General features: G+C 62.6%; 19 protein-coding genes. 7 read left to right on the top strand and 12 right to left on the bottom strand.

Features of this window, described 5'->3' with window-relative positions:
* Positions 1-21 precede the first annotated feature (21 nt).
* Positions 22-1,461 (top strand): sensor domain-containing diguanylate cyclase, encoded by a 1,440-nt coding sequence (locus ACN9MZ_RS28725; protein ID WP_426340182.1) that lies wholly within the window; start codon positions 22-24, stop codon positions 1,459-1,461.
* 48 nt (positions 1,462-1,509) lie between these two features.
* Positions 1,510-2,328 carry a hypothetical protein gene (locus tag ACN9MZ_RS28720; protein ID WP_426340181.1) on the top strand — a complete coding sequence of 273 codons (819 nt, stop codon included), beginning with the start codon at positions 1,510-1,512 and terminating at the stop codon, positions 2,326-2,328.
* A 10-nt stretch (positions 2,329-2,338) separates the two neighbouring features.
* Here the strand turns inward: ACN9MZ_RS28720 and ACN9MZ_RS28715 are convergent, their stop codons facing one another.
* Genes ACN9MZ_RS28715 through ACN9MZ_RS28690 form a run of 6 tightly spaced genes read right to left on the bottom strand, consistent with a single transcriptional unit; the run spans position 2,339 to position 8,888 of the window.
* Entirely contained in the window at positions 2,339-3,178 is an 840-nt protein-coding gene (locus tag ACN9MZ_RS28715) for an isocitrate lyase/PEP mutase family protein (protein ID WP_426340180.1), read from the bottom strand.
* Positions 3,179-3,185: 7 nt separating this feature from the next.
* The gene (locus ACN9MZ_RS28710; RefSeq protein WP_426340179.1) at positions 3,186-3,470 is read right to left on the bottom strand and encodes a YkgJ family cysteine cluster protein; all 285 of its coding nucleotides are present in this window, start codon (positions 3,468-3,470) and stop codon (positions 3,186-3,188) included.
* 8 nt (positions 3,471-3,478) lie between these two features.
* Positions 3,479-5,635 (bottom strand): FUSC family membrane protein, encoded by a 2,157-nt coding sequence (locus ACN9MZ_RS28705; RefSeq protein WP_426340178.1) that lies wholly within the window; start codon positions 5,633-5,635, stop codon positions 3,479-3,481.
* Between the two features lie 10 nt (positions 5,636-5,645).
* Positions 5,646-7,355, bottom strand: a complete 1,710-nt coding sequence (locus tag ACN9MZ_RS28700; RefSeq protein WP_426340177.1) for a M14 family zinc carboxypeptidase — start codon at positions 7,353-7,355, stop codon at positions 5,646-5,648.
* 36 nt (positions 7,356-7,391) lie between these two features.
* Complete coding sequence (locus tag ACN9MZ_RS28695) at positions 7,392-7,955, bottom strand: NADPH-dependent FMN reductase (RefSeq protein WP_426340176.1); 564 nt, start codon at positions 7,953-7,955, stop codon at positions 7,392-7,394.
* Between the two features lie 33 nt (positions 7,956-7,988).
* On the bottom strand, positions 7,989-8,888 hold the full coding sequence (locus ACN9MZ_RS28690) for a LysR family transcriptional regulator (protein ID WP_426340175.1): 900 nt from the start codon (positions 8,886-8,888) through the stop codon (positions 7,989-7,991).
* A 91-nt stretch (positions 8,889-8,979) separates the two neighbouring features.
* Here ACN9MZ_RS28690 and ACN9MZ_RS28685 point away from each other — a divergent pair, with 91 nt between their 5' ends.
* Together ACN9MZ_RS28685 and ACN9MZ_RS28680 are read left to right on the top strand one after the other, a co-directional pair.
* A complete protein-coding gene (locus ACN9MZ_RS28685) occupies positions 8,980-9,594 on the top strand; it encodes a glutathione S-transferase family protein (protein WP_426340174.1) in 615 nt (204 codons plus the stop codon).
* A complete protein-coding gene (locus tag ACN9MZ_RS28680) occupies positions 9,591-9,914 on the top strand; it encodes a DMT family transporter (protein ID WP_426340173.1) in 324 nt (107 codons plus the stop codon). Before ACN9MZ_RS28685 ends, ACN9MZ_RS28680 begins: the two co-directional genes overlap by 4 nt.
* Positions 9,915-10,036: 122 nt before the next feature.
* On the opposite strand, the gene ACN9MZ_RS28675 is transcribed toward ACN9MZ_RS28680, so the two are convergent.
* Together ACN9MZ_RS28675 and ACN9MZ_RS28670 are read right to left on the bottom strand one after the other, a co-directional pair.
* Positions 10,037-12,199 (bottom strand): S46 family peptidase, encoded by a 2,163-nt coding sequence (locus ACN9MZ_RS28675; protein ID WP_426340172.1) that lies wholly within the window; start codon positions 12,197-12,199, stop codon positions 10,037-10,039.
* A 462-nt stretch (positions 12,200-12,661) separates the two neighbouring features.
* A complete protein-coding gene (locus ACN9MZ_RS28670) occupies positions 12,662-12,931 on the bottom strand; it encodes a GlsB/YeaQ/YmgE family stress response membrane protein (protein WP_055934298.1) in 270 nt (89 codons plus the stop codon).
* A 130-nt stretch (positions 12,932-13,061) separates the two neighbouring features.
* Between ACN9MZ_RS28670 and ACN9MZ_RS28665 the strand changes: the two genes are divergently transcribed.
* Positions 13,062-14,159 carry a hypothetical protein gene (locus ACN9MZ_RS28665; protein ID WP_426340171.1) on the top strand — a complete coding sequence of 366 codons (1,098 nt, stop codon included), beginning with the start codon at positions 13,062-13,064 and terminating at the stop codon, positions 14,157-14,159.
* Between the two features lie 138 nt (positions 14,160-14,297).
* Here ACN9MZ_RS28665 and ACN9MZ_RS28660 read toward each other — a convergent pair whose 3' ends face one another.
* The 4 genes from ACN9MZ_RS28660 to purB all read right to left on the bottom strand — a co-directional run bounded on the left by ACN9MZ_RS28660 (position 14,298) and on the right by purB (position 17,464).
* Positions 14,298-14,864: a YceI family protein gene (locus tag ACN9MZ_RS28660; protein WP_426340170.1), complete on the bottom strand. Its 567-nt coding sequence runs from the start codon at positions 14,862-14,864 to the stop codon at positions 14,298-14,300.
* Positions 14,865-14,879: 15 nt separating this feature from the next.
* Positions 14,880-15,425: a YceI family protein gene (locus tag ACN9MZ_RS28655; protein ID WP_426340169.1), complete on the bottom strand. Its 546-nt coding sequence runs from the start codon at positions 15,423-15,425 to the stop codon at positions 14,880-14,882.
* Between the two features lie 15 nt (positions 15,426-15,440).
* A complete protein-coding gene (locus ACN9MZ_RS28650; RefSeq protein ID WP_426340168.1) occupies positions 15,441-15,965 on the bottom strand; it encodes a cytochrome b in 525 nt (174 codons plus the stop codon).
* 125 nt (positions 15,966-16,090) lie between these two features.
* Positions 16,091-17,464 carry an adenylosuccinate lyase gene (gene purB / locus ACN9MZ_RS28645; RefSeq protein ID WP_426340167.1) on the bottom strand — a complete coding sequence of 458 codons (1,374 nt, stop codon included), beginning with the start codon at positions 17,462-17,464 and terminating at the stop codon, positions 16,091-16,093.
* Positions 17,465-17,597: 133 nt separating this feature from the next.
* On the opposite strand from purB, the gene ACN9MZ_RS28640 reads away from it, so the two are divergent.
* On the top strand, positions 17,598-18,209 hold the full coding sequence (locus ACN9MZ_RS28640; RefSeq protein WP_426340166.1) for a glutathione S-transferase family protein: 612 nt from the start codon (positions 17,598-17,600) through the stop codon (positions 18,207-18,209).
* 12 nt (positions 18,210-18,221) lie between these two features.
* Positions 18,222-19,247, top strand: a complete 1,026-nt coding sequence (locus tag ACN9MZ_RS28635; RefSeq protein WP_426340165.1) for a LacI family DNA-binding transcriptional regulator — start codon at positions 18,222-18,224, stop codon at positions 19,245-19,247.
* Positions 19,248-19,333: the final 86 nt, after the last annotated feature.

Raw genomic sequence — 19,333 nt, 5'->3', positions numbered from 1 at the left:
GCGATGCGATTGCGGTACAAGATGATGACGGCCCTGCTGGCGACAGGGCTTGGTTCGGTGGCCCTGGTGGGCGCGGTCGCCTACGTCAGCGTAAACTACAAGGTCGACTCGCTGCGCCGGCAGCAGGCGGCAGAGCATTTCCACACCTACATGACGGCCTACCTGGCCGAGTATGGCGACTGGCAGACCGCCATCGCAACGGAATCCTTCGACCGTTTCGTGCGGCGCCAGGAAGGCGAGCGGCGTGCGGGCGCCGAGCTGCCCAGCGAAATGCTGGAGCGCATGCCGCCGCGCATCGACAACCAGGCGCGCTTTGCGCCGCCGCAGGCTGGCATCTATGTGCCGCGCGAAGGCGGCGGACCACCGCCGGATCCCACCTTGCCCGCTGTCCGGCGCCCGCCGCATGATGGCTTTGGTCCTATGCCGGGAGCGCGAGAGCAGCACCCGCCGGGCGAGAATCCGGGTCCGCCGCCGCGCCGCGACGGCCCGCCTCCGTTCCGCTTCATCCTGACCGATGCTGGCTATCGTGTGCTGCTTGGCGGCGGACAGTTCCACTATGGCGAAGCACTGCCCGAAAACCTGCGTTCTTCGGCGCGAGCCATCGTGGTAAAGAACCGGACCGTCGCCTACATGTCGTCGGAGGGCACTCTGGCACCGACGCCGCAGGAACAGAAATACCTGGATGCCCTGTACAACTCGCTGTTGTGGGGCATTGCCGCTGCGGCAGGCCTGGCAACGCTGCTCGGCGTGCTGCTGAGCCGCGGCCTGTCGCGCAGCCTGAGCGGCCTTACCAGGGCCGTCAAGCGCATGCAGAAAGGCGAGCTGCGGCAGGAGGTGCCGGTACAAGGCAAGGACGAAGTAGCCGCACTGGCAACTGCCTTCAACGCCATGAGCGCGCAGCTGGCGCAAAGCCACGAAGAACTCAATACTTCGCACGCCACTATCCTCGAACAAGCAGAGCAACTGCGCGAACTCAGTATCCGCGACGCCCTGACGCAACTCTATAACCGCCGTCACTTCGACGAACAGGCCAACACCCTGTTCAACCAGGCGGTGCGGCACAAGCGCCCGCTGGCGCTGGTGATCTGCGATATCGACCACTTCAAGAAGATCAACGACACTTATTCGCATGCCACCGGCGATACAGTTCTGCGCCACGTCGGGGCCATCTTGCGCAAGCATATGCGCCTGTCGGACCTGGTTGCGCGCTACGGCGGCGAGGAGTTCGTCATGGCCTTCCCCGAAACCGGAGGACCGCAAGCTGTTGCCTTATGCGACAAGCTGCGTGCGCTGATTGAGGCCTTTCCATGGCACGAAGTACAGCCGGACCTGAAGGTGACCATGAGCATGGGCGTTTACGCCGACATCGCGGCCGGCAGCGCCGAGACCATGCTGCAAAAGGCTGATGCGCTGCTTTACCGCGCAAAGGAGTCGGGCCGCAACCGGGTCTGCCACGCTTGAAGCCAGGTGGTATCCTTGCCCTTTCATCAATGCATAGGACACGAACCAGTGCGTATCGTCTCAAGCTTCGTTCTCGCCGCAGCAATCAGCCAGCATGCCGTCGCAGCGCCTGATGTGGTTCCGGTCGAACTGATTAACGGACTTCCATTCATCTACGTCGCGGTCGGGGCCGCGTCGACCCGTGCCATGTTCGATTCCGGCGGCAAGCTTGGCATATCGCTGCCTGCCGCGGTCGTCGAGAAGGCGGGCACGGTCAAGGTCCTCGACGAAAAGAAAAAGTTCAAGGACATTCACGGCAACGTTTATGAGGTGCCGCGCCTCCTGGCTGAAAAGGTCATTGTTGGTTCGACCCTGCTCGCGCCGGTTACCGGCCAGGTCCACACGAAATGGGGCGGCGCTCCGGAAGGACCCGAAGCTGAACTGACACGGGCGCGTGAAGGCGGTGCGATCGGCCTGGAGGCATTCGCCAACTTCCCGCTGCTGTTCGATTACAAGAGGCGCACCATGTCGATCCTTGATGCCGAACAGGCGGGCTTGCTCGCGACGCCGGAGTGGCGCTCGCTTGATCTGCAATACGGCGCCGAAGGTCCGGTGGTAACCCTGGTCGCGGGCGGCAAGCAGCTCAAGTTCGTGCTCGATACCGGCGCGCAGGTCAACCTTGTCAAGCGCGGCCTGGCTTGTAACACGGCTCAGGCTTGCGAGTTGCGCGACATCAGCGGATCGCTGATGCTGGATATGAAGGTCTATCATGCCAACCTCGATGGCGCACCGTTTGACGGCATCCTGGGCGCGCCGTTTTTCCGCAGCCATCGCGTCGTATTTGATGTGAAAGGCAGGAAGCTGTACGTCGCACCAAACAAGGCTTGAGTGGATTCCGCTAGCGGGAAAATGGGTCGCCAGCAGAAAAAATGCGGTTCATCTCTTTGGCAGGGATGGCCTCTTCTGCATAGCTGAAAGTACCGGAAGACTGCACTTCGGTTGCCGCTCGCAGCAAGGCGCCATATGCTGCGCGGGCCAGCGAACCGCCCAGGCTCACACGCGCTACGCCAAGCTCGCGCAGTTCGTCAACAGTGAGCAGGACACCCTGGAAGCCCATGATCACGTTCAGCGGCCGCTCAACTGAGGACACAATGGCACGGATATCGTCTTTCGACTGGATGCCAGGCGCGAACAGGACGTCCGCGCCCGCTTCCTGGTAGGCCTGCAGGCGCTGGATCGTGTCCCGGAGATCCGGGCGTCCGTAGAGATAGTTTTCCGCGCGAGCCGTCAGCATGAATTTGAAGCCGAGCGAGCGGGCTGCCTGCGCCGCTGCGCGAATCCTTTCGGCAGCCAGACCAATATCGTAGACCGGCTGGCCGGCATCGCCGCTGGCATCCTCGATGGAGCCGCCGACCACACCCGCCCTGGCAGCTTCGATGATGGCCTGGGCTGCCGCTTCCGGTGCATCCCCGAAGCCGTTCTGCAAGTCCGCCGAGACTGGAAGGTCGGTGGCGGCGGCAAGCTCGGCCAGGTGAGGCATCATGGCCTGTGCGCCGACGCTCAGGTCGCTGCGCCCTTGGGAAAATGCGTAGCCGGCGCCGGTGGAGGCCAGCGCCATGAAGCCAAGATGTTGCAGCAATCGCGCCGAGCCGCAATCCCACGGGTTGGGCATGACAAAACAGGCGCCGTTGTCATGCAGTGCTTCGAACTCCTTCGATTTCTCAAGCTGGCTTTTCATGACGTCCTCAAATTGGCGGAAGCCCGTGCATGGCGCGGGCCCTGTTGCATTCAGGGGTGTATTCAGTGAAGTCGCGGCAGGTGGAGGAGCGTTCGGCGTAGATGCTGCAGCCGACGGCCTTGCCCACTTCCCCCTCCAGCGCGATGCAGCGCACCGGCCTGAATTCCGTGCCGCGCATGGCGGCACGGTGGGGCGTGATGGCTACCGTCAGGTGTGCGGGGACGGCTTCGCCCCAGTAGAACGAAACCCTGAAACTGGCGCAGCATGCGCCGCAGCTTTGGCAGTGCGACATCCCATTCCTCAATCACCGTTTGCAACGTTGCGAACAATCGCTTCACTATGAACGATGATTTTATCCGCATCTGCCTGGAGCAGGCGGATGCGTCGCTGCACCAGAGGCCAGCCGGACCAGGCGACTTCGGGCTCGGCTACCGGCTCGCGCCGCAGCGGGGCAGCCGGAGGAGTGGCGCCGGTATGGCGCGACAGGGCGACCGTCAGCGTGCGGCATACGGAGGCGTGGCTGGCGTCCAGCATGGCATTCACCGCATCGCTCGGGATATCGCGCACGTGGCGGCGCAGGATCGCGCGCAGGGCGGCAACGTGCGCCACCAGCAAGTAGTTCTGCACGATGAACAGGTTGATGTCCTCCGCCGCGCGCTGCTTGCTTTCCGGCTCGTCCAGCATGCGCACCAGCGCGGCGCTCAGCGCGGCCAGCGAATCCATCAGCCGCTTGCGCTGGATGCGGTAAATGAAGTCGTTGCGGTATTTCCCTTGCAGCAGGTCGAAGCTGGCTTCCATATAGCTCAGGTTCACCGACAGCACTTGCCTGATCAGGTGCGGCAGCGATTGGTATTCCCAGTTCGCGAGCACGAAGCTGAAGGCAGTCGCGATTGCGGCGCCGACGAAGGTGTCCACCAGGCGCTCGGAGATCAGGTTGCTGCTTGGCGCGACCAAGTGCATCCACAGCAGGATCATCACCGACACTGCAATCGCCGCATAGCGGTAGCGCAGGTAGATGAAGGTCGGGGTGGCGATGCAGGACAGCACCAGCACCGTCAGGATTGCCGCCGGGTGGTCCATGAACTTCAACACCACGGCCGTGATGATGCAGCCGATGATGGTGCCGACAATGCGGTCCGAGCGGCGTTGCTTGGTCATGCTGAAGCTGGGCTTCAGGATAATCACGATGGTCAGCACGATCCAGTAACTGTGTGCCTTGTACGGCAGCATGGCGCCGATCGCCAGCCCGGCGGCAATCGCCATCGATACCCGCAAGGCGAAGCGAAAGATCGGCGAATCCATGCGGAAGTGCGACAGCATGAGCTGCAGTTCGTACTTCTGCTGCGACAGGAAAGGCTGCATGTCCATGTCGCGCCAGAACGGCGTGTCTTCGTAGACCTTCTGGCTCGACACGTGCAGCTCGCCGATCATGCGGATGATGGCGGTGATCTTGTTGCGCTGTGCGCGCAGTACGGTGACCGCTTCACGCCGCGGCTTGCCGGCGTCGAGGTCGTCCTGCAGGCCGGCGATCTGCTGCTCGAGCGCCGCCAGTTCGGGCGTGTAATCGACTTCCGGGTAGGAGGCGCGCTTGCGGGTCACGGCATACGCGACGGATTCGATATCGCGCGCCGCCTTGTACGCCAGGTCGTGCAGGGTGCGCAGGGAGGGCGAGTCGACCAGGTGGGTACGCAGCGCAGCGTAGTCGGTATGGGTGGCCAGCACCTGCTCGTACAGGTCCAGCATGCAGACGTGGATCTGCACCACCACCGCATCCTTGCGGTTGTTGTGCGCGCGCAGGATCAGGTCGCGCGAAGCCTGCTGGCGGTCCGCCAGCAAGGCCTGGTGGCGCACCAGCTTGTTGAACTGCTCGGTGAGGTTGTAGCGCGTGTCGTAGAAGTCGGCCTTGATGTCGATATAGGCCGCCAGCTCGAACAGCGCTTCCGCCAGCACTTGCTGCTTGATGCGGTGGCGCAGCACCCAGGCGATGCCCATGGCATAGGCCAGGTAAGCCAGTGCGCCTAGCATGAACAGGCCGGCGTGTGCGAACGACTGCGCCGGCGTCAGCACATGCTCGGTCGACATGGTCATGATGAACAGCGTCGCCAGTTGCAGCGGCATCGACTTCTTGCCATATACGACCATCATGCTGGCGAAAAAGCTCACCGCCACCAGCATCGGCATCAACAGCCAGTAATAGGGCCCGCACAGGCTGATCAGCAGGGTGACGGCGGTGCATAGCAGCACCGATGCCATCATCTCGTTGAACTTGTGGCGCAGCGGGCTTGGCATGTCCATCAGCGCAGTGCACAGCGCGCCAATGCCGATCGACATCGCAGTGTGCGTGTCGGTCAGCCACATGGCCAGCGCAATAACGCCCACCAGGCCGGCGCCGAAGCGCAAGCCCAGGTGGAAGTAGTGACTGTAGAAGAAGGTGCGGGGGTCTAGTGCGTAGTGCATGGTCCCCGTCTTACACAATCGACAGGACAGGGTAGCGGCGCCATTCAGGCTCGCGCTGTCGCTGGCAGTTGTGGAAGATGAAGTGCAGCACTGCGTCCTTGTCCTTCACCAGCGCCGGGTTGGCGGCTTTCCAGTTGTCGAACTTGGCCTTGGTTTCCGGCTCGGCAGCCAGGATGTCGGCGGCCAGGTCTTCGAACACGTAGTCGGAGATGTTCTCCTTGCGCTCCAGGACGGAGTTGAAGAAGCCCCAGCGGAAGAAGGAATCGTGGCCTTGCGGTTCCAGGGTTTCGACGGCGTAGCGCGCGTTGTCCTGGTCCAGCGAGATGTACCAGTCGCCGGCGTTCAGCTCAAACGTGGCTTCGCGCTTTTCGACTTCCACTTCGTCGTGGAACATATGGCCTTCGTAGGCGGTGGGGCGCGAGGTCACGCTGTTGATGTGGTAGTACTGCGCCTGCACGGTGGTCGGCGCTTCGATGCGGGTCATCTGCACGCCGTTCCACTGCAGGCGCTCGACCGCTTCGCGCCATTGCTGCGGCACGACGTAGGCCTTCGGCGCCCTGATCACGGCGTCGGCAGGGAAGCGGTTGAACCACTTGATGTCGCGCGACCATGGCTTGCTGCGGTCGTAGGACAGGCGGGTGTAGTCGCCCAGCTTGGACGGGCTGCGCTGCGCCTCGTAGCCCTTGAAGTGGAAGGTGCCTGGGTTCTCTTCGTCCATGCGCCAGGTGACGGCCCATTCCTTTTGCTTGCGCTGCGCGGCCTTGGTGGCGGCGCGCAAGGCCTTGATCTGTTCGCCGTGCTTGACGGTGAAGTTGCGCACGGTGTCGACCAGGGCGCGCATCGACTCGTAGCGGTCGGCGTAAGGCTTCAGCATATGCGTCTCCGGCATGAAGCCGATGATGTTATGCAGCGCGGTGAAGCCGGTCGAGAAGCGCGCGGTTTCCAGGAAGTCGGCGATGCCGTCGTCCGGGGTTTCCACCACAGGGTTCACGTAAGGGCAGGTCGGCCAGCCGGCGGCCGCCATGTCTTCATAGATCTGCGGCAGCATGGTGTCGCGCAGGAAGGCGCCCAATTCACCACCCAGCTTGTCGCACTGGGTGTGGATCAGGGTCATGGTGTAGCTGTAGTCGGCGCCGTTGGAGGTGTGGGTGTCGACCATCACGTCCGGGCCCCAGGCCGTGATCAGCTGGTTGAAGAACTTCGCGTTCAACGTGTCGCACTTGACGAAGTCACGGTTCAGGTCCAGGTGGCGGCTGTTGCCGCGGAAGCCGAACATCTCGGGGCCGTCCTGGTTGGCGCGCGAGGTGTTCTGGCGATTCAGGCAGCCGTCCACGTTGTAGATCGGGACGAACAGCAGCACGGTCTTGCCCAGGCTTGCCAAGAGCTCCGGCTTGAAGCAAAGGTCGCGCACGGTCGCCATGCAGGAGTCGATGCCTTCCGGTTCGCCTGGGTGGATGCCGTTGTTGTTGAAGAAGACCGTGCGGCCTTCACGCTTGATCGTTTCGCGGTCGAAAACGCCGTCGGCGCTGACCACGCCCACATGCAGGGGGATGCCGCCGTCCGATACGGCTGCCTGTTCAAACTTCAGGATATTCGGGAAGCGGCGTGCCAGTTCTTCGTAGAAGGCGATGCATTCGGTCCAGAGGGTAGTCTGGTTTTTATTGCCTTTTTCGTAAGGCGTGAGCATTTCTTGCATGGTCTGGATCTCAGGTTTCTGCATGTGGGGGATCAGCGATTTTACCATTTGGCCCCGGGTTTAGCCCTTGTGGCCATTAGCCTCCACCCATTTCGCGAAAGCGGCGGCCCAGCCGGCCAGCACTTCCTTGGTCTTGTCGTTATTGACCTTGCCGTCTTCGCCCAGCAGGTTCTGGCCGGTGCCGATGTAGACCTCGGGGCCGGCCATGACGGGCGCGTTCAGCGTCACCATGGACTGGCGCACCTGCATATTGGCCGCGAAACCGCCCACAGCGCCGATGGAGGCGGAAATCACGCCAACCGGCTTGGCGTTCCAGATGCTCTTGCCCCATGGACGCGAGCCGACGTCGATGGCGTTCTTCAGGGCGCCGGGCGTGCCACGGTTGTATTCCGGCGTCGCGAAGACCACGCCGTCCACGTTGCGCAGCTTGTCGCGGAAAGCGGTCCAGGCGGCGGGCGGGGTGTTGGCGTCGTCCAGGTCCTGGTTGTACAGCGGCAGGTCGGCGATGTCGACGAACTCGAATTGCAGCTCGGCTGGCGCCACGTCCACCAGCGCGTTAGCAAATTTGCGGTTCAGCGAATCCTTGCGCAGGCTGCCGACGATGAGAGCGATTTTCTTGGTCATGAGTGTGGCTCCTTGTAAAACGGACAATGTACATCAAGCGGGGAAAACGTGCGCGTCCTGTCGCAGGGCGTCATACAGGAACTGGCTGAGAGCCTTGATGCGCGCCACGTTGCGCAAGTCGCGGTGGCTCAGCACCCAGAGCTGGGTATGGAAGCGCGCGTCGGGCGGCGCCAACTGCTGCAGCGTGCGCTCGCGGTCGGCCAGCATGCAAAGCAGGGGCGCCACGCCCATGCCGTTGCGCGCGGCGTCGACCATGGTCACCAGGCTGTCGGTGCGCACCGCGACTTGCGATGGCGGCACGCGCTCGGCCAGCCATTGGGCGGCCGCCAGGTGGGACAGGCTGTCGTCCGGCGCCACCCAGCGGTGCGCCGCCCAGTCATCGCGTGCGATGCCCTCGCGCTCGGCGCGGCGCAGGTAGGCGTGGGAGGCATACAGCGCCGTCGCCAGGGCACCCACCTTGCGCCCGACCAGGTTGGCCGGCGGCGTGTTCGACGGACGCAGCGCCATGTCGGCTTCGCGCTGGGTGAGGTTGAGGAAGCTGTTGTTGACGACCAGTTGCAGCTGCACCGCAGGGTGGGCTTCCTGGAAGCGGTGCAGGTAAGGCATCAGCAGGCCATGCGCCAGCGTGTCGGTGGTGGTCAGGCGGATGGCGCCGCGCAGTTCCTCATCCAGGCCGCCCACTTCGCGCTGGGCGCTGCCGATTTCCTCCTCGATGGGGCCCAGGCGGCCGCGCAGGGTCTCGCCGGCACCGGTCATCACATAGCCGGACTGCAGGCGCTCGAACAGGCGCACACCGAGCGACTGCTCAAGGCTGTCGATCCGGCGCAGCACGGTGGAATGGTTGACGCCCAGCTCACGGGCCGCGGCCGAGATGGAAGCGCGGCGCGCGACGGCGGCGAAGTAGCGCAAGTCTTCCCAGTCAAGTTTCTGCATATTTGCCTAACCATTCCGCTGTTTTTTGGAATTCTAATGCGTTTTTGCGGGGCATACACTGGACTCCATCAAAACACGAAAGGAGCCGACCATGCTAACCCTGTACACCGCCGACACGCCCAACGGACAAAAGATCACCATCGCGCTGGAAGAACTGGGCCTGCCGCACAAGGTACAGCATGTGAACCTGTCCGCGGGCGAGCAACACCAGCCGCCGTTCAGCGCCATGAGCCCGAACCACAAGATTCCGCTGCTGGTGGATGACACCACGCCGATCTTCGAATCGGGCGCGATCCTGATCCACCTGGCCGACAAGGCTGGCAAGCTGCTGCCGGCTTCAGGCGTCGAGCGCAGTGTGGTGCTGCAATGGCTGTTCCTGCAGGTGGGGCATATCGGGCCGATGCTGGGCCAGTTATGGTTCTTCCGCCATGGCGTGGCCAAGGGAAGCCCGCGCAACGAACAAGCGCTGGAGCGCTATGGCCGCGAAACCTTGCGCCTGTTTGGCGTATTCGAAGAACGCCTGCGCGACAAGGCCTACCTGGCCGGGGGCGAGTACACGATTGCCGATATCGCCAGTTTCCCGTGGATACGCTCGCACCATGAACTGGGGATCACGCTGGCCGATTTTCCAGCGGTGGCCGATTGGGTGGAACGCATCGGAGCGCGTCCGGCCGTGCAGCGCGGCCTGGCGGCAGCGAAGCCATGATCGCCGCCTGGGGCCTGTTGCTGGCCGCTGCGCTGGTGGACATCGCCATGGCCGTCGCGCTCAAGCACGCCGAAGGCTGGACCCGGCTCTGGCCCAGCCTCTTCGGCCTGGCGTTCGCCAATGGCGCAATCGTGCTGCTGACGATGGCTTTGCGCCAATTGCCGGTCGGCACAGCGTTTGCGGTTTTTACGGGGATAGGTGCGGCGGGCGCCGCTTTGGTAGGTATCGTGGCATACGGCGAAAGCGCGACGCCGTTGCGGCTGCTGCTAATCGCCGCCATCATCGCCAGCATCGCCGGCCTCAAGCTCACAAACGGCTGAGCCCGTGTCCCACCATGGGGTCACACCCCAAATGAGACACCGGCTCATGCGTGGCTCTAGGCTGAGGCCGTGTCCCGTTTCGGGTGTGACCCCAAGGTGGGACACGAGCTCGGCTGTAACGCTTACTCGGCGTTCATTTCCTTCAGCAGGTTGTCGGCCTTGTCGATGTACTTCATGTTCCACAGCATGTAGCGCAGGTCGACCTGGATGTCGCGGGTCTTGGCCTTGTTGAAGTCCCAGTCCGAAATGATCGAGTCGAGCGTGCCGTCGAACGCCAGACCTACCAGCTCGGCTTTCGCGTTCAGCGCGGCGGAACCGGAGTTGCCGCCGGTGATGTCCAGCGTGGCCAGGAAGTTCACCGGCACCGACTTCAGCTTGGGATCGACGTATTTGCCGAACTGCTTCTTGTTGATCGCGTCGAGCTGCGCTTGCGGGGCGTTGAACTCGCCTTCGCCGGTGGCCTTGGCTTTCACGCCGGCCACGGTGGTGAAGGCGGACCAGCCAGTGGTGCCGTCAGCGCCTTCCGCGCGGCTGGCGATCTTGCCGAAGGTCACGCGCAAGGTGCTGTTCGCGTCAGGATACACCGCCTGGCCTTTCGAATTCATGAAGGCGATCTTGGCTTTCATGTAGTTCGCGTAGGACTGCTGGATCTTGCCGGCCAGTTCTTCGTTGGCGGCTTCCTGCTTCATGCCATTGTCGTACAGTGCCACGGCTGCCTTGATGAAGGCGTCGTCGCTGGCCTTGAAGTCTTCCGGCTTCTTGCCCAGCCAGGAGGCGCGGAACTCGCCGTCTTCCAGCCTGGAGCCGGCGTACAGTTTGTCCAGCGCCGCCGACAGTTCGGCTTCGCTCATGCCGGCCTTGATGCCCAGCACGGAGTCGAATACTGCGTTGTGCTCGGCAGCCGGCTGTGCGTTGTATTGCTTCAGGTTGTTCAGCACGATCGCCTTGTCGACCTTGGCCACATACGTCTTGTTGGCGCCTTTGACGGATTGCTCGATGCGCTTGACGTCGCGTTCCTGGTAGCCGGCTTTGCGGTCGGCGTTAGGCTTGGTGCTTTCATTGGCCAGGCGGTACATCGCGCGCGCCACGGTCAGCATGGCTGGCGAGGAGCGGTCGTAGAAGAAGTCGCGCTTGTTCTCGGCGTCGCGCTGCGCGATCAGCTTTTCCACGGCTTCCAGGTCGGCGCCGAAGCTTGCCTTGCGCTTGGCGTCGGCGTTCACCCATGCCTTCAGTGCTGCGTGTTCGGCGGTCTTGCGCTCGAGGACGTCGCTGCCTTCGTAGCTGTTCAACATGCCCTTGCGGTTCTTGTAGTAGTTGTTGATGTTGGCGACGCGGCCGGCTACCTTCAGGGCCGCATCGCGGTCGCCCTTGGTTTCGCGGTCGATGATGGCCAGGGTCTCGTTCGAGTTCTGGATGAAGGCCGGATATTCGAAGCCGAAGGTGTTCGACACTTCGGACGGCAGGCGGTGGCGGTTGGTGCGGCCAGGGTAGCCCAGCACCATCACGAAGTCGCCTTCCTTCACGCCCTCTTTCGCCAGCTTCAGGAACGACTTGGGCTCGTAAGGCACGTTGTCCTTGGAGTAGTCGGCGGCCTTGCCGTCCTTGCTCACGTAGGCGCGGTAGAAGCCGTAGTCGCCGGTGTGGCGCGGCCACATCCAGTTGTCGGTGTCGCCGCCGAATTTGCCGACGCCCGCTGCCGGCGCGTGCACCAGGCGCACGTCGCGGATTTCCAGCTGCTTGATCTGGTAGAACTCCAGACCGCCGTAGAAGGACGACACCGTGCAGCGGTGGCCTTCATCTTTTTCGCATTCCGCTACCAGGGCCTTCTGGTTCTTCTCGATCGCGTCCACGCGCGCCTTGCCCTGCAGCTTGGCCACTTCCGGGGTAATGATCTTATCGGTGACGTTCAGCACTTCCTTGGTCACGAACACGCGGCTGCCCGGCGCGGCCGGCAGTTCCTGGTCGAGGCTGTGCGCCACGAAGCCGTTGGCCAGCAGGTCGCGTTCCTTGGTGGAGTTGACCGCCACGCTGTTGTACACGCAGTGGTGGTTGGTCACGACCAGGCCTTGCGGCGACACGAAGGACGCGGAGCAGCCGCCCAGGCTGACGATGGCGTTCATCGGGAACTCGGTCAGTTTGGTCAGCGAGGCTGGGTCCAGCTTCAGGCCGGCGGCTTTCAGTTGCTTGGCTACTTGTGGCAGCTGCTGCGGCATCCACATGCCTTCGTCTGCGAAAGCTGCGGAGGTGGTGCTCAGGACGGCGAGCGCGAGGAGTGATTTTTTCATGGATATTGAATTGGTTGTTGTGGCGGCCTTTTTTGCAGGCGCCCTAGAGTATCGGCACGGCAGCGCCTGGCGTCAACACCAAAAAAGCGGCCCAACACTGAAGAAAATTTGCTGGAATATTGAATTGTTGCGCTGCGGCATTGGATGTGTCAGCGCAAGTGGAGGTAGAGTTCGGTGGACAGCGTCGAGAGCCAGGATGGAAGGATCAGGATCGTCAGGCGCGCGTATTTCGCATCGCCTGCACTTGCGCAGCATCCATCCGCTTCACGATGTTTCTAACTTGCTCCCGAGTAAGTTCATTGTGCTCCTCAAGTGCTTTGTCGACATTGTTGATACGGTCATGGTCCATCGCTCCCTGTGCCATCGCAGGTGCTGCGTTGGACGCCATTTACCACGGGAAATTCCGCGAAGGCGAAAAAAAAGCCAGCGCCGCAGCGCTGGCCTGTGAGGAAGGTTTACGCCCTATCTGACGCGTCCGCGGAAGACCAGGTTCACGATCGCCAGCAGGATCACCGCTCCGAGGAACGAGACCGCCAGCGACAGTACGCTGAAATCGTCCGTATTGATGGTGCCTGCTCCGAATAGCGGCGACAACAGCCAGCCGCCCAGGAGAGCGCCGACGATACCGACCACCACGTTGAGGAACATGCCCTGTTGCGCGTCCGTTTTCATGACCAGGCTGGCCAGCCAGCCCAGGATGCCGCCAATCACAATCCAGATAATGAAGTTCATATCCGCCCCCTTATTGTTGATGATTCCAGTGTAGGACATGCGGAGACGGATATTCCGTGCGCGAACGTACAGATATGCAGGACGCCCCGGCCTATCGTGTCCGGGACTCATGCAAAAAGGGGGAATTCCCATGAACACTGCAGACAAGCAATCCCGCATGGTGACCGGCCTGTTCCGTGACCGCAACAGCGCCGAGCGTGCCTGGCAGCACGCCACCTCACGCGGCTATGGCAAGGACGACATCAACGTCGTCATGAGCGACGATACCCGCCGGCGCTATTTCAGCGGCGAGCCGGGTACGGAACTGGGTTCGAAAGCAGGCGAGGGTGCGGGCATTGGCGCCAGCGTCGGCGGTGCGATCGGCGCCGCCCTCGCTGCCGTGGCGGCAATGGGCACCACCCTGGTACTGCCGGGCCTGGGCATCGTGGTGGCTGGTCCGCTGGCGGCCGCGCTGGCAGGTGCTGGCGCTGGCGGCGTGGCGGGCGGCCTGGTGGGCGCCCTGATCGGCGCCGGCATCCCGGAAGAACGCATCAAGCACTATGAAGAAGGCATCCGCTCCGGCGGCATCCTGATGGGCGTGCATACGCGCGATTCGGTCGATGCGGCCGATATTGAAAGCGCGTGGAAAGAAAGCGAAGGCGAGCACGTGGTGGGCGTCGGCGTCGGCACGACCGGCGGTGCGCTGGCTGGTGCTGCTGCCGGCTCGCCTGCGGGCCTGCCGGGCATGGTGGCCGGTGCCGTGATCGGCGGCGTGGCGGGTGCCTTTGTCGGCAAGGGCACGGCGGAAATCGTCAACCCGAAACTGGAAGACGATGAGGACGGCCACAACCTCGCTACCGGCGTCGGCGCCGGTGGCGGTGCTGCAGCCGGTATCGCAGCCGGCGCGGCGGCCGGACCGGTCGGCATGGCAGCGGGCGGCGCCATCGGCGCGCTGGCGGGGGGCATGGCAGGCCAGGGGATCGGCACCTTGCTCAACCCCAGCGAAGAGCGGGTCTACTGGCAGGACCACTACCGGAACGAGGCTTACTTCAACCCGACCTTCGACTACGACGATTACGAGCCGGCCTATATGCTTGGCTACACCGCGCGCCAGCGCTATCGTGGCACGTGGGAAGAGCTGAAAGACCAGCTGGAACGTGATTGGGAAAATATCAAAGGCAAGTCGCGCATGAGCTGGGAGCACGCGAAGGATGCCGTACGGGCGGCCTACGAGAAGGTGATTCCCTAAGCGTCTAGCGCCACACGCCCGGCAGGCGGCGGAAACTGCGGTAAGCAATCCGCCACTCTGTCCGCTTGCCAGGGCGCGTACGGAAATAAACAATGGCCGCACTCAGGCGGCCATTGCTGTCGGCAGTCTGTCCGGGAATCAGTCGGCCTTGATGGCTTCGACCTGGATTGCCAGCTTCACTTCGGGAGCGAAGGCCGGGGTGGCGTAGTTCAGGCCGAAGTCGGTGCGCTTGAACTCAGCCGAGGCGTCGGCGCCGCAGACTTCGCGCTTGTAGCGCGGGTGCATGATGCATTTGAACTTGTTGACCTTCAGGGTCACCGGCTTGGTCACGCCCAGCATGGTCAGTTCGCCTTCCACGGCCACCAACTGCTCGCCTTCAAACTTGAAGTTCTTGCCCTTGTAGGTCACGGTCGGGAATTTCTCGACGTTGAACATGTCAGGCGACTTGGCGTGGGTGTTCATCTTGTCCATGCCGAAATCGATCGAGGCCGCGTCAATGGTGATATCCATGCTGCCGGTCTTGGCGGCAAGGTCCATCTGGATGGTGCCGCTGGTCTTGTCGAACTTGCCGCGCCATACCGACAGGCCCATGTGGTCGGCTTCAAAGCTTGGGAAGGTATGGGTTGGGTCGATGTTGTAGTTCGCGGCGTTGGCGGCAACAGCGGATACGGCCAGCAGGGCGGCCGTCAGGAACTTCAGTTTCATGGTGTCTCCAGGGGTTTATTGAGCTACTACGTGGAACTTGATGGTCACTTCATCCGCAACCATGCCGGTGTCTTTCCATTCGCCTTCACCAACGTTGAAGGCCAGGCGCCTGATCGGCAGCGCGCCGTCGAACACTTGCTTGCCACCGTCGGCCTTGACAGTGATCGGGAAGGTGACGTCGGCGGCCTTGCCCTTGATGGTCAGCTTGCCGCTGACATTCAGCTTGCCCGGACCGGCGCTTTTGATGGCGGTCGAGACAAAGGTGGCTTTAGGGAACTGGGCCGAGTTGAACCAATCCTTCTTGGCGACTTCAGCGTTCATTTCGGCTTCGCCCAGGTCCAGGCTGGCGGTTTCGATTTCGACCGTGGCCTTGGAAGTGTCCGGCGCGGCGGCGTTGTAGTCGATGACAATATTGTGCTTCTTGAACTTCGATTCGATCGGCACGTTCATTTGCTTGAACACGGCCGATACGCTGCTCTTGGCAGGATCGGCTTTCAGGACTGCGGCGCTGGCTGCAGCCGCCACGGCCAGCAGGGAGGCCAGTAATACGCTTTTCTTCATGGGTGTGGCTCCAGGTTATGGCAGCATGCGCTTGAGCAGGCCGTCCTTGTCGATGAATTGGTGTTTCAGCGCTGCGCCGATATGGCCGATGACGACGGCGGCGAGCAGCATGTTCAGCCAGTAATGTACCGGTTTCAGGATTTCCTTGAGGGCCGGGCTGGCTTCAAACAGCGATGGGATCTTGAACAGGCCGAGGTAGACCACCGGTACGCCGGCAGCGGTGGTGTACAGGTAGCCGGAAATCGGCACGGCGAACATCAGGAAGTAGAGGAACCAGTGGCCGGCTTCGGCGGCTTTCACCTGGTTCTGGCTCATGGAGCGGGGGAAGGCGGGTGGTTGCTGCTTCAGGCGCCACAGCAGGCGGCCTGCGGCCAGGGCGAGCACCGTAACGCCCATCCATTTGTGCCAGGAATAGTATTTGAGCTTGGTCGGGGTCAGGCCCGGGATGTCGGTCATCACCAGGCCGAGAATGAACGCGGCTACGATCAGCAGGGCGATCAGCCAGTGCAGCGCGATAGCGGTTCGTGTGTAGCGTTCCATTGCGACCCTTGGTAGATAGTACGTGTTAGGACTAATATACCAGAGGGTAACGGAACTTGCTTACAGCTTCCTTAAAACCGGAAAGTCAGGGTCTGACCCTTGGGTCAGACCCGGGTTTACCGGTTTCAGATGGCCTTGGCCAGCGAAGCAGCAATACCAGTGTAGTTCGCCGGCGTCATCGCCAGCAGATGATCCTTGGCTTCCTGCGGAATCGCCAGGCCGCCAATGAACTCACGCAGCGCTTCCTTGGTAATACCCTTGCCGCGAGTCAGTTCCTTCAACTGCTCATACGGATTCTCGATGCCATAGCGGCGCATCACAGTCTGCACCGGCTCCGCCAGCACTTCCCACGACGCATCCAGGTCGGCTTCCAGGCGGGCAGGATTCACTTCCAGCTTGTTCAGGCCGCGCAGGCACGAGTCATAGGCCAGCAGGGTGTAGCCGAAGCCCACGCCGATATTGCGCAGCACGGTCGAATCGGTCAGGTCGCGCTGCATGCGCGACACCGGCAGCTTTTCAGACAGGTGCTTCAGCACGGCATTGGCCAGGCCCAGGTTGCCCTCCGAGTTTTCGAAGTCGATCGGGTTGACCTTGTGCGGCATGGTGGAGGAACCGATTTCGCCTGCCTTCAGCTTTTGCTTGAAGTAGCCCAGCGACACATACGTCCAGATATCACGGTTCAGGTCCAGCAGGATGGTGTTGGCGCGGGCGAAGGCGTCAAACAGCTCGGCCATGTAATCGTGCGGTTCGATCTGGATGGTGTAGGGGTTGAACACCAGGCCCAGGCGCTGCTCGATCACGTTCTTCGAGAACGCAGGCCAGTCGAACGATGGGTAGGCCGACAGGTGGGCGTTGTAGTTGCCCACGGCGCCGTTCATCTTGCCCAGGATTTCCACCTTGGCGATGCGCTCGATGGCGCGCTGCAGGCGGGCGATCACGTTGGCGAATTCCTTGCCCAGGGTGGTCGGGCTGGCGGTCTGGCCGTGGGTGCGGCTCAGCATCGGCAGCTCGGCGTTGGCGTGGGCGATGTCCTTCAGGCGGGCGACCAGGCCGTTCAGGGCCGGCACCATCACGCCGTCGCGGGCGGCTTTCAGCATCATGCCGTGCGAGGTGTTGTTGATGTCTTCCGAGGTGCAGGCAAAGTGGATGAACTCGGAAGCGGCCACCAGCTCAGGCACGTCCTTTACTTTTTCCTTCAGCCAGTACTCCACTGCCTTCACGTCATGGTTGGTGACGGCTTCGATTTCCTTGATGCGGGCGGCATCGGCTTCGGTGAACTCGGCAGCCAGCTTGTCCAGCAGGGCGGTGCCGGCCGCGGAAAACGGCTTGATCTCGGCGAAACCGGCCAGCGACAGCGCTTGCAGCCACGCGATTTCGACTTTCACGCGGTGGTGCATGAAGCCGGATTCGGACAGGATCGGGCGCAGCTTGTCGGTTTTCGAAGCATAACGGCCGTCCAGCGGGGACAGGGCCGACAGGGTGGAGTAAGGAGTTGTCATGATAATGCTGGGAAGGGAGGCGGGAAAAAACAGGATTTTACCATTGGCCGGTCGTCGTCCTCCCGCCACTACGCTGCGCCTGCTATCGGGGCGCGATGCTATACTGTTGTCTAATTCTCCACTTTCAGCACCTATGAAACTAATCGGTTCTCTCGCCAGCCCTTATGTACGCAAGGTTCGTGTCGTCCTGGCGGAAAAAAAACTCGACTATCAACTGGAACTGGAAAACGTCTGGGCGCCCGACACCACCATCCAGAAACTGAATCCGCTCGGCAAAGTGCCTTGCCTGATCATGGAAGACGGCTATGCGATGCAGGATTCGCGCGTGATCGTCGAGTACCTCGATTCCGTGTCGCCGGTGTCCAAGCTGCTGCCGCCGAATGGCCGCGAGCGCGCCAATATCAAGTGCTGGGAAGCGCTGGCAGACGGGGTGCTGGATGCAGCGGTGCTGATGCGCCTGGAGCGCAACCAGCGCCCGCCAGAGCAGCAGAGCGAAACCTGGATCGCGCGCCAGATGCAAAAGGTGGAACTGGGCCTGGCATCGATGTCCGAGCGCCTGGATGACGATCCCTGGTGTGCCGGCAACCATTACTCGCTGGCCGACGTTGCCGTGGGCTGCTGCCTGGGCTGGCTGAGTTTCCGTTTCCCGGATATCGACTGGCGAGCCAAGCATCCTAACCTGGGCCGCCTGTACGACAAGCTGTCCGAGCGCCAATCCTTCAAAGACACCGTCCCGCAAGCGTAAACGCCGCCCCGCATGGCAGCCAAGCTACCGTCCCAGGAACGCCTGCAGATGGCGGACATCGCCCGCCTGGCGGGGGTGTCCACCTCCACCGTGTCGCGCGCGCTGGCCGGCAGCAAGCTGGTCAACGAGGAGACGCGCACCCGCATCATGGAGCTGGCGCGCTCGCTCAAGTACACCATCAACGTCGGCGCACAGAACCTGCGCCTGAAGCAGAACCGCTCGGTGGCGGTGGTGGTGCCGTCGGACGCCAAGGTGCACCAGAGCCTTTCCGATCCCTTCTTCCTGTCGATGATCGGCTCCCTGGCCGATGCGCTGACGGAGCAGGGTTTCGACATGCTGCTGTCGCGCGTCGATGCAGAGCAGCTCGACTCCGCCGCCACGCCGTTCGATACCGGCCGCGTGATCGGCATCATCCTGATTGGCCAGTGGGGTCATCACGACCAGTTGAACGAAATGGCGGCGCGCCATGTGCCGCTGGTGGTGTGGGGTGCGCAGATGCCGCAGCAGCTGTATTGCACCGTCGGCGGCGATAACCTGAGCGGCGGCCGCCTGGCTGCCGAGCATTTGCTGGCCGAGGGCCGGCGCCGCATTGCCTTCTTCGGCGATACGCGCCTGCCGGAAGTCGAGCAGCGCTACCGTGGCTATTGCGCGGCCTTGCAGGCGGCCGGCATGGCGCTCGATCCCGAGCTGTGCGTGGCGGCTTCCTTCCTGCCGGAAGGCGGGCGCGAGGCGGTGGCGGAACTGGCGCAGCGCGGCGTGCACTACGACGCGGTGTTTGCCTGTTCCGACTTGCTGGGCATGATGACCATTAACGCCTTGCGCGAGCAGGGGCGCTCGGTGCCGGGCGATGTGGCCGTCGTCGGCTATGACGATATCGAGCTCTCTTCCTACTTCCATCCTCCCCTGACCACGGTGCGCCAGCCCGTGCGCGACGCGGGGCGCGCCATGGTGGCAGCCCTGCTGGCGCAGACCGAGGGCCAGCCGGCCCGCTCGATCGAACTTCCCACCTCCCTGATCCAGCGCGCCAGCTCGCGCTGATTGCAACCGTTTGCATTTTTCCGAAACACTAGCGCACGAGCGTTTTGCAAATAATTTTTGCAATCGATTGCAATTTGCAAAAAGCT

The sequence above is a fragment of the Pseudoduganella sp. S-14 genome, assembly GCF_049913285.1.
Classification (GTDB): Bacteria; Pseudomonadota; Gammaproteobacteria; order Burkholderiales; family Burkholderiaceae_D; genus Rugamonas.
This window is presented reverse-complemented; position numbering and strand designations above follow the sequence as displayed.